We start from the raw sequence: 15,208 nt of genomic DNA on the forward strand, positions 1-15,208 counted from the left end.
CCTCCTTCTCATCCGTCCTGACCGAGGAGCAGCCGGAGCACCGGGACCACCGCGTCCGCCCGCTGCTCGTCGAGCCCTTCACCGAAGCCCGGCGCGGCGGGTACGTCCTCGTCGCGCGCCCTGCCGGAGCCCGGCCCGCGGCGCACGAGCTCACCGAGTGCGCGCCGGGCGCCTGGCTCGTAGGCGGCGAACGTGCGGCGCAGCAGGGGCAGTACGCCGGTGAACGTGTCGGCCGGTATACCCGTCAGCCAGGTGTCCACGAGCCCGAGGAGCCGCTCGTCATGGACGAGCAGCAGACCGCCGCCCGCCGCTGCCCCGACGAACCCCTCGATCCAGGCCGCCGCATCGGGAGGCGCGGTGCCGGCCGAGAGGGCAAGGCCCATCAGTCGCGCGGCCTCGCTCCCCTCCAGCCGCCCGTCGTCCAGGAGCAGTCGTGTGGCACGGCCCCGGACCGCACCGACGACGGCGTCCCTGGTGGACAGCTTGTGCAGGACGCCGGCCCACCGCTCGGGCAGCCCGTCCGCCCGTACGGCGCCGGCGAGCAGCCCTATCGCGGTGTGCACGCCGTCCACCCGCCGGTGGGCCTCCGCCGCCGCGTCCGCGTCGAGGCCGGTGCAGGCGGGCGGCAGGCCCACACAGACGCGCTCGGCGATACCGACCGCCACCTCTCCCAGGGCCGAGGTGCCGGTGGAGCGCACGTCCCCGTAACGCAGGGCGCGGGCCAGGGCGGGCAGCGCGTCGGCGAGGTGGCCGACGTCCGCATCGAGGGCGGCCCGGTCGGAGAGGGCCCTCATCACGACCGGCAGCGCCTCGGGCAGGCCTGCCAGGAGGCACCGCTCGGCGAGCGCGGTGACCCCGGCGAGAGAGGACGCGGACAGGGCGTCCGCCTCGGCCCTGGCCGTCGCGGCTCCGAGCACGGTGGTACCCCAGACACCGGCCTCGGCGACCCGGACGTGGAGCTCGGGCTCCCAGCGCAGCCGCCAGCTCTCCCGGAACGTCCCCGTGCTGCCCCGGCCCGCGGTGGGTTCGCCCCAGTGCACGCCGAGGAGCCTCAGCCGGTGCAGCAGCCTGCTGCGGGCCGCGTCGGTGTCCTTGCGCAGATCGAGCTCCAGCTCACGTCTCCGCGCCTCGGGTGCGATCCTCAGCCTGCGCTGCTGCCGGTCCAGGTCGCGCTGGAGGGGGACGGCGGGGGCGGTGTCGGGGACCTCGCCGAGGATCTCCCCGACGACGAGCCGGTCCCGCACGAGAGCGAGCGGCACATCGGATCCCCCGCACATGACCGCTCTGACCGCGTCGGTGGCCTCGGCCAGTCCGACGGCCGGACGGTCGCGCAGGGCCGCCAGTGTCCCGGCGAGCCGGACGGCCTCGATGACGTCCGCGGAGGACACTGCCCGGTCCGTGTCGCGCAGCAGTCCGGCCACCTTCGTCATCCAGCGCTCGACGGGCCGGTCCGGGGCGCCGAACAGATGCCCGTACCAGCCGGGGGATTCGATCCCGGCGCCGTATCCGCTGTGCCGTGCGAGCCTGCGGTGCGTCCAGGGCACCCAGGTCAGCTCCGCCTTGACCTTGGGCATCCCCTTGAGGAGCGCCCGGTCGGCGGCGACGGTCGTCCGCGCGCCGAGCGCCGGGACATGCCAGGCGCCGCAGACCACGGCGATGCCGTCGCCGAACTCCTTGCGGGCGGCGCGCAGTTTCAGACGCATCGCGGCCTCCCGGACCGCGTCCTGCGGATGTCCCCCGTCCCCGTACGCCTCACGCAGTGCGGTCATCGCCTCGGCGAGCGCGGTGAACGGGGCACACGGATCGGCCGGCCGTCCGTCGGCCGCGCGGTGCTCGACGACGTCCTCCCACCAGTGCTCGGAGTCGTCGTGGCCCGCGGCTCCGGCGAGGATCCCGATGGGGTCGATGCCCGGCGCGCCATCCTCCGCGACCTGCCCCGGGGCATCCTCCCGGGCGTCATCCCGCTGTTCCGCCAACGCCAGGGAGTGCGCGGCCGGCAGGTCCACGAAGCGCACCGGAATCCCGTGCGCCGACGCCCAGCGGATCGCCACCCACTCGGGCGAGAACTCGGCCAGCGGCCAGAACGCGGCACGCCCCGGATCGTCCACGGCATGGGCGAGGAGCGCGACCGGCGGACGCATGCCGCTGTGCGCCGCCAGAGGCAGCAACGCGTCGCCCTCGGGCGGTCCTTCGACGAGCACGGCCGCGGGCCGCACGGAGTCCAGGGCGGCCAGGACCGCGCGGGCCGAGCCGGGGCCGTGGTGGCGCACTCCCAGCAGCAGCGGCCCCCCGGGAACGGCGGCCCCACCGGCGCGGGGTGTCATTCGGCGGCCTCACGGCAGGCACGGTAGAAGTCCTTCCAGCCGTCGCGCTCCCGGACGACCGTCTCCAGGTACTCCTTCCAGACCACCTGGTCGGCCGTGGGGTCACGGACGACGGCCCCGACGATGCCGGCCGCCACGTCCCCGGGCCGCAGGACGCCGTCGCCGAAGTGGGCGGCGAGCGCGAGGCCTCCCGTGACGACGGAGATGGCCTCGGCCGTGGACAGCGTCCCCGAGGGCGACTTGAGTCTGGTGCGGCCGTCGGTGGTGACGCCGTCGCGCAGTTCACGGAAGACCGTGACGACCCGCCGGATCTCGGCCATGCCGTCAGGAGCCGGAGGCAGGTCGAGCGAGCGCCCGATCCGGGCCACACGCCGGGACACGATGTCCACCTCCTCCTCGGGCGTCGCGGGCAGCGGCAGCACGACGGTGTTGAACCGGCGGCGCAGGGCGCCGGAGAGCTCGTTGACCCCGCGGTCGCGGTCGTTCGCCGTGGCGACGAGGTTGAACCCCCGCACCGCCTGGACCTCCTGCCCCAGCTCGGGGACGGGCAGGGTCTTCTCCGACAGGATCGTGATGAGCGCGTCCTGCACATCGGCGGGGATGCGCGTGAGCTCCTCGACGCGCGCGGTCATGCCCTCGGCCATGGCCCGCATGACGGGGCTCGGCACCAGTGCCTCGCGGCTGGGGCCGTGGGCCAACAGCCGTGCGTAGTCCCATCCGTAGCGGACGGCTTCCTCGGGGGTGCCCGCGGTGCCCTGCACGAGCAGGGTCGAGTCTCCGCTGACGGCCGCGGCGAGGTGCTCGGACACCCATGTCTTGGCGGTCCCCGGGACGCCGAGAAGCAGCAGCGCCCGGTCGGTGGCGAGCGTGGTGACGGCGACTTCGACGAGACGGCGTGGGCCCACGTACTTCGGTGTGATCAGCGTGCCGTCCGCGAGCGTCCCGCCGAGCAGATAGGTGGAGACGGCCCACGGCGAGAGCTTCCAACGGGCAGGTCTCGGGCGGTCGTCGGCGGCGGCCAGAGCCTTGAGCTCGTCGGCGAAGGCATGCTCGGCGTGCGGCCTCAGGGCCTCGCCGCCTGCTGCGTCGGTCAGTACGGACACGGTCATGGATCCCCCTCCGGATCGGTCGATCCGATGCGGTTTCCACGGTGCACCACGCCACTGACAATCGGCCCCCGGCCCCCGGCCCGGACGCCCTGCCCGACCGGCCGGTCCGTCCGGCCGGGACCGATTGTCAGTGGTGCGCCCTACCGTCGGATCCATGGTGCTAACTCACGGGGGAGAATCCTGCCGAGCCGCCGGACCGGCGGCTCGGCAGACGCTGGAGGGGGCGCAGAGCCTGGCTCCTGACGAGGCGTCGAGCGAGACGGGTCGCGCGTTCGCCTCGGAGCACGCCTGGTCCGAAACGGGGTTCGGCGGTCCGGGCGTGGTCTGGGGCGTCCGCGCGGGCGGCGACGGCCCGCCGTACCGCACGGCGGTGGACACGCGTGAGCCGGCGTACACCTGCGGTTGCGGCGAAGAGGCGTCCCCGTGCGGGCATGCCCTGGGGCTGCTGCTGCTCGACGCCTCCGGCGACCGGACGCCGGAGCGGGTGAAGGAGCGGGTGGAGGAACCGCCCGACTGGGTCGCACAGTGGCTGACGGACCGGCGTCCGCGGGCGGCACCCGGGGGTCCGGCGAGCCGGGCTGCGGAGCGTCGCGCCGCCCGCAGGGCCGAGCGCATCACGGGCGGTGCCCAGGAGTTGGAGGAGCGGCTCGGCGATCTGGTGCGCGGTGGACTGGCGGCTGCGGACCACCCCGAATACGCGCTGTGGGAGGAGACCGCGGCCCGCATGGTCGACGCCCAGGCCCCAGGACTCGCAAGACGTGTGCGGGGGTTGGGGTCACTCCCCGCTTCCGGCCCCGGCCGGCCCGCTCGACTGCTGGAGGAGTGCGCACTCCTGCATCTGCTGGACTCCGCCTGGCTCGGGATCGACCGGCTGCCAGGACCGCTGGCGGCGACCGTCCGGACGAGAGTGGGGCTGACGGCTTCGGCCGAAGGACCGGCTGTCCGGGACCACTGGCTGGTCCTCGCCCAGTACGACACACCGGACGGCAGGATCGTCACCCGGCGCACCTGGCTGTACGGCAGGGATTCGGGCCGCACCGCCCTGTTCCTGTCCTACGGAGCACCGGGGCGTTCCCCCGCGAGGTCGCTGCCGGTGGGCACGGTGCTGGACGCCGAGGTGACACCGTATCCGGGCGGCGGCAGGCTGCGGGTCGAGCTGGGACCGGAGTTCGGCGAGTCCGTCGTCACGACAGCGGCGCCGCCCGGCGGCACCACGGCCGACGCCGTCGCCGCGTACGGGCACGCGCTGCGGGACGACCCGTGGCTCGACGCCTGTCCGGTCACACTGCGCGATGTCATACCCGCGCCGTCCGGGGACGGCTGGCAGTTGGTCGGCGCGGCGGACGGTTCCGCCCTGCCGGTCGCACCATCGGCGCTGTCCCGGCCGGGTCTGTGGAAGCTCGTGGCGCTGTCCGGCGGCGGCCCCCTGACGGTGTTCGGCGAGTGCGGACACCGGGGTTTCGACCCGCTCGCGGCCTGGTGCACCGAGACCTCCGACGACGACGAACCGAGCGCGGCAGCCGTGGCGCTCGCGTGAGGCGCCGCGCCCTCCCGCACCGCCGACTTCCTGGCTCCCGATTCCTCAACCCCGGTTCGCCCAGCCCCGGTCCTCCGGGCCCCGGCGCTCCGAGCACCGACTACCTCAGCGCCGATTCCCCCAGCACCGCTTCCTCCGAGCACCGCGTCTCCGATCACCAGTTCTCCCTGAGTACCGGAAAGGACCGCCCGATGCCCACCACAGTCACGACGGCCGGCGTGCCCGTGAGCGCCCCGTGGGAAGAGCTCCTCACCTCGGCGCTGCTCGGCACCGGCCGGCGCCCTCTGCGGGCGGAGGACGGTGCCGTGGTCGGACCGGCGGCGCTGCTGGGCGCGGCGGCGGTCCACACCGTGCGGCGCAGGGCTGCTCTGCGGCCGGCCTCCGGCGCCGCCCTGCCCGTGCCGGCACCCGCCGATCCCCGGCCGCCGCTGCCCGCCGCCGCCCGCCGCAGGCTCGCCCAGCTGCTGGCGGACCGCTCGGCGCCCCCGGACGGCGGGCGGCGGGGAGCGGCTCCCGATCTGACCGAGCTCATCCCCCAGTGGCTGGCCTCGGCCGGTGCGCACGGTTACCGGGCGCCCGCGGAGCTGCTGCCCGCACTGCTGGACGCGGCGAGAGCGCGCACGGATCTGCGTCCGCACGTACTGGCCTTCGCCGGGCCGCGCGGGCTCTGGCTGGCCGCGCTGAATCCGGAGTGGAGATTCGCGCTGCGTGCCGCGTCACGCGGCGCGCAGCGACCGGGCACAGCGGATCCGGAGGCGGTGCGCCTGCTCTGGGATGAGGGCCTCTTCGCCGAGCGGGTCGCGCTGCTCGGGGCCGTGCGGGACCAGGACCCGGGTGCGGCCAGGGCCCTGCTCGCCACCACGTGGTCCACGGAGCGGGCCGAGGACCGGCTGATGTTCCTGGATTCTCTGCGGTCGGGCCTTACGGCGGCCGACGAGGCGTTCCTGGAGGAAGCCCTGACGGACCGCAGCCGTAACGTGCGCTCCACAGCCGCCGAGCTGCTGTCCGCCCTGCCCGACTCGGCGCTCGCCCGGCGGATGGCGGCCCGTGCCACGTCCTGTGTGAACCCCGACCGCTCGGGTGGTGCCGTATCCGTCGCGGTGGAGGCGCCGCACGAGTGCGACGCCGCGATGCAGCGCGACGGCGTGGTGCCGGTACCGCCCTCGGGGCGCGGTGAACGGTCCTGGTGGCTCGGCCAGTTGGTGGAGGCGACCCCGCTCGGGGTGTGGCGGGAGAGGTTCGGCGGCCGGACCGCCGATGAGCTGGTGATCCTGCCGGTCGCCGACGGCTGGGCCGGTGAGCTGCACGCCGCCTGGTGCCGGGCCGCCGTGCGGCAGCGGGACCCCGACTGGGCGCGGGCACTGCTCGGCGTCCCCTCGGCCCCCTTGGCGAACGGCCCCGGGACGGCGTCGCTGGCGGAGCGGTCGCAGCTCCTCGCCATCCTGCCTGCCGCCGAGCGGGCACTCTGGGTCGCCGGTTTCATAGCCGCGCACGGCCTGTCCGAGGCCTTCCAACTGCTCGGCGTCTGCTCCGTGCCCTGGGATGTGCCGCTCGGCCGGTCGGTCGTCGACGCACTGGACATCGCCCGGGACGCGGGGAGCTACCCCTGGAGCTTCAGCGGGGTGATGGGCCTCGCGGAGCGCTGCCTGAATCCCGCCGAGGGGGACAGGCTCGCGGTGCTCACCACCACGCCCGACGAACCGGCAGACGCGTCACCGGGTGCGGGTGACTACTGGTCGGAGGCGTTCCAGCGCCTGGTCTCCACCCTGCGCCTGCGCGCCGCCATGGACGCGGAGCTGGCCCAGGACGGCACAGGCTGACCGGGGGCGGCTCAGGCCCCCCGCACAGGCTGACCGGGGGGCTCAGGCCCCCGCGGGCTGGCGGACATGAGCGTTCACCCAGTCCACGATCGAAGCCGTCGTCGCACCCGGGGTGAAGATCTCCGCGACGCCCTGCTCCTTCAGCGGGCCGATGTCCCCCTCGGGGATGATGCCGCCGCCGAACACCTTGATGTCCTCGGCGTCGCGCTCCTTCAACAGCTCGATGACCTTGGCGAAGAGCGTGTTGTGCGCACCCGAGAGGATCGAGAGACCGATGGCGTCGGCGTCCTCCTGGATCGCCGTGTCCACGATCTGCTCGGGGGTCTGGTGGAGCCCTGTGTAGATGACCTCCATGCCCGCGTCCCGCAGCGCCCGCGCGATCACCTTGGCCCCGCGGTCATGGCCGTCGAGGCCAGGCTTGGCGACCACCACACGGATCGGACCGGTCACACCCATCAATGCCTCCACATGCGTCTCCCGGACCCAGAGGGGCCGGTGATGTGAACGAACGTTATCCACAGCATCCCGCACGGCGTCGTTTCGCGGTGGACCGGGAGGGGGAAATCACACATGGGACATGTTCGCCGGCAGCGTTCCCAGCACCGGGCGGCCCAGTGGGCCGCGCGGGGAGCGCCGCCAGGGGAGCCGCAACGAGGTCGTCGTACCACCGCGCCGTCAGCCGCACGGCACGGTGGTACGACCCCCCGGCAGCGTCAGGGCCGCCGGCCACCTCTCCGCGGCAATCCCCGTGAGGGCGTACGGGGCAGGGAGCCGCCTCCCCCGCACGCCAGTGCAGGAGGTCGGCCATGAAGGTCCTGCCTTTCCTTCCCCTACTGCTGCGCAAGCCGTCTCTACGCCCCGCCTGGCTGTCGTCCACGCTGGTCAGGGCCACCGCACTGGAGCTGGTGATCCTCGCAGGGCACGTGCTCATCTATCCGTCCGGCCTCACCCCGGAGCGCCGACAGCCCGTGCCCACGCCGACACCGACACCGACACCGACACCCGGACGGTTCACCCGTTCGGCGGACACACCGGATGCACTGAACGCACCGGACGCACCGGACGCACCGGATACGGCGGACGCACCAGACACGGCGGATACGGCGGATACGGCGGCGACCGCCCTGCCGGCCCCGAGCGACGACCACCCGCCCGTCGTGCTGCTGCACGGCTTCATCGACAACCGCTCCGTGTTCGTCCTGCTCCGCCGCTCCCTGAGCCGGCACGGCTGGCACCACCTGGAGTCACTCAACTACTCCCCCCTGACCTGCGACATCCGCACAGCGGCCGAACTGCTCGGCCGCCATGTGGAGGAGATCTGCGCCCGTACAGGCCACCGGGAGATCGACATCGTCGGCCACAGCCTCGGCGGCCTGATCGCGCGGTACTACGTGCAGCGGCTCGGCGGTGACCGCCGGGTGCGCACGCTCGTCACCCTCGGCACACCGCACGGCGGCACCGCCGCGGCCCCTCTGGCGGGCGCACACCCCATCGTCCGCCAGATGCGCGGCGGCTCGGATCTGATCGCGGAGCTGCGTCGGCCCGCCCCCGGGTGCCGCACCCGGTTCGTCAGCTTCTGGAGTGAGCTGGACAGGGTGATGCTCCCTGTCGAGACGGCCTGCGTCGATCACCCCGACCTCGACGCGGTGAACGTCCGCGTCACGGGTATCGGTCATCTCGCCCTGCCGGTCCACCCCGCGGTCGCTTCCGCGATCCGTCAGGCACTCGAGTCCGACGGCACGGCGATCGGCGCTCCGGGAGCCGCCTCCGTCGCCTGAATCTCCCACCCCAGGACCACCACACACCCCAGCGGAATAGAACTGACTTCGAACATAGTGCCAAGCCTGTCTCCACGGTCCACCGAAAGGCGGCCGATTGCCCGTTTCCTGAGGGGCAGAAAGCCGCCGAAGATTGTCGTCCTCACCTACCGCCGGGTACAGTCGCGGCCACTGTCACCCTGGGATCCCCCCACCGGACCCCGGAACAGGTCCTGCTGCCGAGGCGAGAGAGAAGTTGGTGAACGACCAGCACCCCCACGCCGGGCCTGCCGGATACGACAGCCATTCCACCGGCAGCTTCGACAGTGACCCGCTCTTCGGCACCCTGCCGGGTCAGCACGACAGCAGCCACGAGACGACGTACGGCGGCGGCTACGCCCCGGCGTACGACGGCGGCTACGGCAGCGGTTACGCCAACGACTCCTGGGACACCGGCGCGCATCAGCAGGCCTCGTACGCCGCCTATGACGCCCAGGTCCACCCGCAGGCACCCCAGGGGTACGACACAGGCGCCCAGGGTTACGACACCGGCGCCACCTGGATGCCCGAGGGCGGAATCCCCGCCCAGGCCGCCCCCCAGGCCCCCGACGCGACGGGCCAGTGGAACACCGCCGGCTGGGACCACACCGGCCAGGCGGACCAGTGGGCGGCGGGCGACACGGGCGCCTTCCCCACCACCACGTTCGACACCACGGTCTACGGGACGGGCACGTACACCGCCCCCACCTTCGAGACCGCGGGGTACGAGAGCTATACGTCCCCCGACACCGGCACCTACGACGCCACCGCCTGGAACACCGGCGCCACGCCCGAGAACGCCGCGTACGCCCCCGAACAGACTTCGTATCCCTCGTACGAACACCAGTCGGTGCCCTACGAGCCGTACGAGACCGCCGAGTTCGCCGCCCACGACGGCGCCCATGACAGTACCCAGGACGGGTTCCACGACCTCCACGGCCACCCGGACCCGGGCCCGGGCCTCGATGAGGCGCCGGACCTTCACGACGGCGCCCCCGGCGAAGCCGGGCCGGTGCAGGATCTCGCCGACGACATGAGCGCCGAATCCGCCTCCGTCGCGGCATCCGCCCGCCCCGTCGGCCGCTCCACCGCCCCGCGTAGCGGCGGCCGTGGCCGGCGCCGCACCCCCGCGAAGCGCTCCGCGCTCCTCACCGTCGCCGTCCCCTCCGCCTGCGTCATGAGCGTCGCGGGCATCGCCGCCGCTTCGGTGAGTGGAGTCGGCGGAGGCGAGGAGACCAAGGACGACACGACGTCCATGGCGGCCGCCGACACGGTCAAGCCGGTCGCGGCCAACAACAAGCTGGACGCCCAGCTCGCCAACCTCAACGCCGACGCCGAGAACTTCGCCGACCGCGCCAGCCGCACCCAGGAGCGCATCGACCTGAAGGAGCGTCAGGCCGCCGACAAGAAGAAGCGCGAGGAGGAGGCGGCGCGCAAAGAAGCAGCGCGCCCCAAGTTCATGCTGCCCGTGAAGCAGCACGGCCTCAGCGCCACCTACGGCCAGGCCGGCGTGAACTGGATGTCCGTGCACACGGGCATCGACTTCCCCGTCACCTACGGCACCTCCGTCATGGCGGCGACCGACGGCACCGTCCGCACCCAGTGGAACAGCGCCTACGGGAACATGGCCATCGTCACCGCGGCCGACGGCACCGAGACCTGGTACTGCCACCTCAGCAGCACCAAGATCCGCTCCGGCCCGGTCAAGGCCGGCGATGTCATCGCCTACTCGGGCAGCTCCGGCAACTCCACCGGCCCGCACCTGCACTTCGAGGTACGGCCCGGCGGCGGCTCGGCGATCGACCCGATGCCCTGGCTCAGCAGCCACGGGATCAACCCGAACTGACGCGGCCGGTCGCCCCAGCTCAGGCCAGGCCAGGCCAGACCGGAACCCGCCGGCCGGAGCTGGGGCTTCGGCCGGAGCTGGGGCTTCGGTCAGAGCGGGGCTTCGGTCAGAGCTTCTCGACCGGCGCGTAACGCAGGAGCAGCTTCTTGGGCCGCTCGTCGCCGAAATCGACCGTGGCCTTCGCCTGGTCGCCGAACCCCTCGACCGCCGTCACCGTGCCCAGACCGAACTGGTCGTGCGTGACCCGGTCCCCTGCCACCAGCGTGACCACCGGCTTGTCGGAGGTGCGCCGGGTCGCGAATCCCGACGGCCCGGACTTCGAGCGCGACGAGGACAACGACGACGTGATGCCGGACGTCGGTCCCGCCGAAGCGGCCATCGGCCCCTTGCGCTTCCACTCCAGGTGCTGGTCCGGGATCTCCTCCAGGAACCGCGACGGCGGGTTGTACGAGGGCTGTCCCCACGCACTCCGCATCGACGCCCGGGTCAGATACAGGCGCTCACGGGCACGCGTGATGCCCACGTAGGCGAGCCTGCGCTCCTCCTCGAGCTCCTTCACCTGGCCCAGCGCCCTCATGTGCGGGAAGACGCCGTCCTCCATGCCGGTCAGGAACACCACCGGGAATTCGAGGCCCTTGGCCGTGTGCAGCGTCATCAGCGTGACGACACCTGAGCCGTCCTCGTCCTCGTCGGGGATCTGGTCGGCGTCGGCGACGAGCGCGACCTTCTCCAGGAACTCGGCGAGCGTCCCGGTGCCTTCCTCCTCCGCACGCTCCTGCTCGAACTCAAGGGCGACGGCGGCGAGTTCCTGGAGGTTCTCGATACGGGTCTCGTCCTGCGGGTCGGTGGAGGCCTGGAGCTCGGCGAGGTAGCCCGTACGCTCCATCACCGCCTCCAGCACGACGGCCGGTCCCGCACCGGACTCCACGATCGTGCGGAGCTCCTCCATGAGCGTGTTGAAGCGCTTCACCGCGTTGGCCGAGCGGGCCGCCATCCCGTACGCCTCGTCGACACGGCGCAGCGCCTGCGGGAAGGAGATCTTCTCGCGCATCGACAGGGCGTCGATCATCGCCTCGGCCCGGTCGCCGATACCGCGCTTGGGGACATTGAGGACGCGGCGCAGCGGGACGGTGTCCTCGGGGTTGGAGAGGACCCTGAGGTAGGCCAGGACGTCCCTGACCTCCTTGCGCTCGTAGAAGCGCACCCCGCCGACGACCTTGTAGGGCAGTCCGACGCGGATGAAGATCTCTTCGAAGACACGGGACTGGGCGTTGGTCCGGTAGAAGACGGCCACATCGCCCGCCTTCGCGTCCCCCGCGTCCGTCAGCCGGTCGATCTCGTCGGCGACGAACTGCGCCTCGTCGTGCTCGGTGTCCGCGACGTAGCCCGTGATCCGGGTGCCGGTGCCCGCGTTCGTCCAGAGGTTCTTGGGGCGACGGCTCTCGTTGCGCTCGATGACGGCGTTGGCCGCGGAGAGGATCGTCTGGGTGGAGCGGTAGTTCTGCTCCAGCATGATCGTGGTCGCGTCCGGATAGTCCTCCTCGAACTGGAGGATGTTGCGGATGGTCGCACCACGGAAGGCGTAGATCGACTGGTCCGCGTCACCGACGACGCACAGCTCGCCCGGGGCGTCGCCCTCGCCGGCCGGACCCACCAGCTCACGCACCAGGGTGTACTGGGCGTGGTTGGTGTCCTGGTACTCGTCGACGAGGACGTGCCGGAAGCGGCGGCGGTAGTGCTCGGCGACGTCCGGGAAGGCCTGGAGCAGGTGCACCGCCGTCATGATGATGTCGTCGAAGTCCAGGGCGTTCGCCTCGCGCAGCCGCGCCTGGTAGAGCGCGTACGCCTGGGCCAGCGTCTTCTCGAAACCGTCAGCCGCCTGACCTGCGAAGGTCTCCTCGTCGATCAGCTCGTTCTTCAGGTTCGAGACCTTCGCCGTGAACGACTTCGGCGGGAAGCGCTTCGGGTCGAGGTCCAGATCGCGGCAGACCAGCGCCATCAGTCGCTTGGAGTCGGCGGCGTCGTAGATCGAGAACGACGAGGTGAAGCCGAGGCGCTTGGACTCGCGGCGCAGGATCCGCACGCAGGCGCTGTGGAACGTCATGACCCACATGGCGTTGGCGCGGGGCCCGACGAGGTCCTCGACGCGCTCCTTCATCTCGCCGGCGGCCTTGTTGGTGAAGGTGATCGCGAGGATCTGCCCCGGGTGCACCCCGCGCTCGGCCAGGAGATGGGCGATCCGGTGCGTGAGCACCCTGGTCTTGCCCGAGCCGGCCCCGGCGACGATGAGCAGCGGCGATCCGGCGTGCACGACGGCGGCGCGCTGCTCGGTGTTCAGCCCGTCGAGCAGCGCGGCGGAGTCGATGACGGGGCGCGGGGCACCGTCGCGGTAGTGGGTGTCGCGCGGGGGCGGAGGCGCGTCGAAGACGTCCTCGAAGAGGCCCTCCGGCACCGCCTCGGGCGCGTGCTCCTCAGGGGGCGGCGGGGGGCCGTCCTGCGCTTGCTGGAGGCCGGTCAGGAAACTGTCGTCAAAGAGGCTGCTCATCGCCTCACGAGTCTAGGCGTCCGCACCGACAACCCGGGGCGGCATTGATGAGACGGTCCCGACACTATGTGCGCTGCGGGACGGTTCGCCCACGTTCCGTGAGATTCCGGTGCCGAATCCGCCGTCGTGGACCGCCGTCCGGAAAAGGTCACGAAAATGTATCGGGCATATCGAACATCAACCTTCACAGGGACACCACGGGTTGGCTAGCGTGCTCCGACGGGTGTCCCGTATCCCCTGAGGCGAACCACGCCCCACGGGCACCCCCGCCGAATCCGTACTCCCCCGAAGGGGACGCGGAACCGGGGACCCACACGCAGCACCGGGGTGAATCGGTCCGTCTCCACCGGACCGTAGGGCAGCCTTCCGTTCCGCCCGAACCCTCCCCCAGTGCCTGAACGGCCTGGGGGTGCCCCCACCGCAAACCCGGTAGGCGGTCCACGGAAGGAGATGCCGGCCTTGGCGTCGCATCGCAAGCCGCGCACCCGCGTGCGCACCACCACGCCCGCCGTCGGTCTCACGACCGCGGCTCTCGCCTCCGTCACCCTGCTCTCCACGCAGAGCGCGACGGCCGCCCCCACCGAGCCCAAGCCCGGCATCGAGGAAGTCCAGAAGAAGGTCGACGCCCTCTACCGGCAGGCCGGCACCTCGACGCAGCAGTACAACAAGGCGAAGACCGCCTCGGCCGAACAGCGCGCCAAGGTCGACGCACTCCTCGACGCCGCGGCGAAGCGGGCCGACAAGCTCAACGACACGCGCCGGGAGCTGGGCAGCTACGCCGCCGCGCAGTACCGCAGCGGCTCGATCGCCCCGACGGCGACGTTCTTCCTCGCGGACGACCCGCAGTCGTATTTCGACCAGGACCAGCTGATGGCCAGGATGACCAGCCAGCAGCAGAAGGCGGTCGCCGACTTCCGTACGCAGCAGAAGGAGGCGGCGGCGAAGCGGGCCGAGGCGACGAAGAGCCTGGAGACGCTCACCGAGTCGCAGGAAACGCTGCGCACCAGCAAGCAGCAGGTGCAGACGAAGCTCACCGAGGCCCGCTCGCTGCTGTCCAAGCTGACCGCCGAGGAGAAGGCGCGGCTCGCGGAGCTGGAGCGCAAGAAGGAAGCCGAGGCCAAGCGCAAGGCCGAGGAGCTCGCCGAGCAGCAGGCCGCTGCGAAGGAGAAGGCCGAGAAGGCAGCCGACAAGGAGGCCGAGAAGGAGGACTCCGGCACGGGGACCGGCGGCACGGGCTCCGACAGCGGCTACGCCACGAAGGCCGAGAAGGTCCTGGCCTTCGCACGCGCCCAGATCGGCAAGCCGTACGTCTGGGGGGCGACGGGCCCGTCCTCGTACGACTGCTCCGGGCTCACCCAGGCCGCCTGGAAGGCGGCGGGCGTCGACCTGCCCCGCACCACCTGGGACCAGGTCGAGGTCGGCACCCGGGTGGCCACGGCGGATCTGCAGCCGGGCGACCTGGTCTTCTTCTACGACGACATCAGCCACGTCGGCATCTACAAGGGCGACGGCATGATGATCCACGCGCCGAAGCCGGGTGCGAACGTCCGCGAGGAGTCCATCTACTACATGCCGATCTACGGCAGCGTGCGCCCGGCGTAACGCGTGTGCGGGCGGGTCGCGGAAGTCCGGGCGGCCCGCTCAGGTCCAGAGCGTGGCGATGAAGATGTTGACGACCGTCAGCCCTCCGACGGCCGCGAACGCGCCCTTGCTCACCTTCTCCTCGTCCCGCTTCACATAGACGAGCGCCAGGACCACTATCAGGACCAGCAGCTTGACGCCGATCTTGATGTTGTTGACGCTCTGGTCGTCGGCCTGGTTCAGCCCGACCAGCGCGACGCCCGTGACGAGCATGGTGAGCGCGCCGTGCAGCATGGCCGGTACGAAGCGGGCCGTGCCCGCCCCCATGGCCTTCATCTGGGTCAGGAAGCCGCCCAGCAGGGAGGCGATACCGATGATGTGCAGGGCCACGAAGACATTGATGAGTACGTCCATGGCCGCAGCCTAACCATGTGTTTTCACCACTCTTCGGCCAGGTAGGACTTACTGATGAGCGCACCCGTAGTGCGCACGAATTGCCGGACTCCGGTTGATTTTTCCAGTCATTCGACATCATTCGCCGTAAACGAAACAACTTATGAGAGCAATACCTGTCATTACACCTCTTACCGGTGTGCCGGGCTTAGCGTCCCTCCCAGGTGACCGGTTCTGCACCACCGCCCCCGTACCGG

At 71.9% G+C, this 15,208-nt stretch carries 10 protein-coding genes; 5 read left to right on the forward strand and 5 right to left on the reverse strand.

The window, feature by feature from the left end; genetic code table 11:
• Window positions 1–8: 8 nt before the first annotated feature.
• Window positions 9–2,324 (reverse strand): DUF5682 family protein, encoded by a 2,316-nt coding sequence (locus tag AB0C75_RS08515; RefSeq protein WP_362888391.1) that lies wholly within the window; start codon window positions 2,322–2,324, stop codon window positions 9–11.
• Entirely contained in the window at window positions 2,321–3,433 is a 1,113-nt protein-coding gene (locus AB0C75_RS08520) for an AAA family ATPase (protein ID WP_362888393.1), read from the reverse strand. Before AB0C75_RS08520 ends, AB0C75_RS08515 begins: the two co-directional genes overlap by 4 nt.
• A 154-nt stretch (window positions 3,434–3,587) precedes the next feature.
• Here AB0C75_RS08520 and AB0C75_RS08525 point away from each other — a divergent pair, with 154 nt between their 5' ends.
• Both AB0C75_RS08525 and AB0C75_RS08530 read left to right on the forward strand, forming a co-directional pair.
• Window positions 3,588–4,970 carry an SWIM zinc finger family protein gene (locus AB0C75_RS08525; RefSeq protein WP_362888395.1) on the forward strand — a complete coding sequence of 461 codons (1,383 nt, stop codon included), beginning with the start codon at window positions 3,588–3,590 and terminating at the stop codon, window positions 4,968–4,970.
• 191 nt (window positions 4,971–5,161) lie between these two features.
• Window positions 5,162–6,790 (forward strand): DUF5691 domain-containing protein, encoded by a 1,629-nt coding sequence (locus AB0C75_RS08530; protein ID WP_362888397.1) that lies wholly within the window; start codon window positions 5,162–5,164, stop codon window positions 6,788–6,790.
• Window positions 6,791–6,832: 42 nt separating this feature from the next.
• On the opposite strand, the gene AB0C75_RS08535 is transcribed toward AB0C75_RS08530, so the two are convergent.
• Entirely contained in the window at window positions 6,833–7,246 is a 414-nt protein-coding gene (locus AB0C75_RS08535; RefSeq protein ID WP_362888399.1) for a cobalamin B12-binding domain-containing protein, read from the reverse strand.
• Between the two features lie 350 nt (window positions 7,247–7,596).
• On the opposite strand from AB0C75_RS08535, the gene AB0C75_RS08540 reads away from it, so the two are divergent.
• Both AB0C75_RS08540 and AB0C75_RS08545 read left to right on the forward strand, forming a co-directional pair.
• Window positions 7,597–8,568 carry an alpha/beta fold hydrolase gene (locus AB0C75_RS08540; RefSeq protein WP_362888401.1) on the forward strand — a complete coding sequence of 324 codons (972 nt, stop codon included), beginning with the start codon at window positions 7,597–7,599 and terminating at the stop codon, window positions 8,566–8,568.
• Window positions 8,569–8,806: 238 nt separating this feature from the next.
• Window positions 8,807–10,432, forward strand: a complete 1,626-nt coding sequence (locus tag AB0C75_RS08545) for a M23 family metallopeptidase (RefSeq protein ID WP_362888403.1) — start codon at window positions 8,807–8,809, stop codon at window positions 10,430–10,432.
• Between the two features lie 106 nt (window positions 10,433–10,538).
• Here the strand turns inward: AB0C75_RS08545 and pcrA are convergent, their stop codons facing one another.
• Window positions 10,539–12,977, reverse strand: a complete 2,439-nt coding sequence (gene pcrA, locus AB0C75_RS08550; RefSeq protein ID WP_362888405.1) for a DNA helicase PcrA — start codon at window positions 12,975–12,977, stop codon at window positions 10,539–10,541.
• 450 nt (window positions 12,978–13,427) lie between these two features.
• Here pcrA and AB0C75_RS08555 point away from each other — a divergent pair, with 450 nt between their 5' ends.
• The gene (locus AB0C75_RS08555) at window positions 13,428–14,579 is read left to right on the forward strand and encodes an NlpC/P60 family protein (RefSeq protein WP_362888407.1); all 1,152 of its coding nucleotides are present in this window, start codon (window positions 13,428–13,430) and stop codon (window positions 14,577–14,579) included.
• A 39-nt stretch (window positions 14,580–14,618) separates the two neighbouring features.
• Here AB0C75_RS08555 and AB0C75_RS08560 read toward each other — a convergent pair whose 3' ends face one another.
• Window positions 14,619–14,972: a hypothetical protein gene (locus AB0C75_RS08560; protein ID WP_362888409.1), complete on the reverse strand. Its 354-nt coding sequence runs from the start codon at window positions 14,970–14,972 to the stop codon at window positions 14,619–14,621.
• Window positions 14,973–15,208: the final 236 nt, after the last annotated feature.

The sequence above is a fragment of the Streptomyces sp. NPDC048565 genome, assembly GCF_040650935.1.
Taxonomy (GTDB): domain Bacteria; phylum Actinomycetota; class Actinomycetes; order Streptomycetales; family Streptomycetaceae; genus Streptomyces.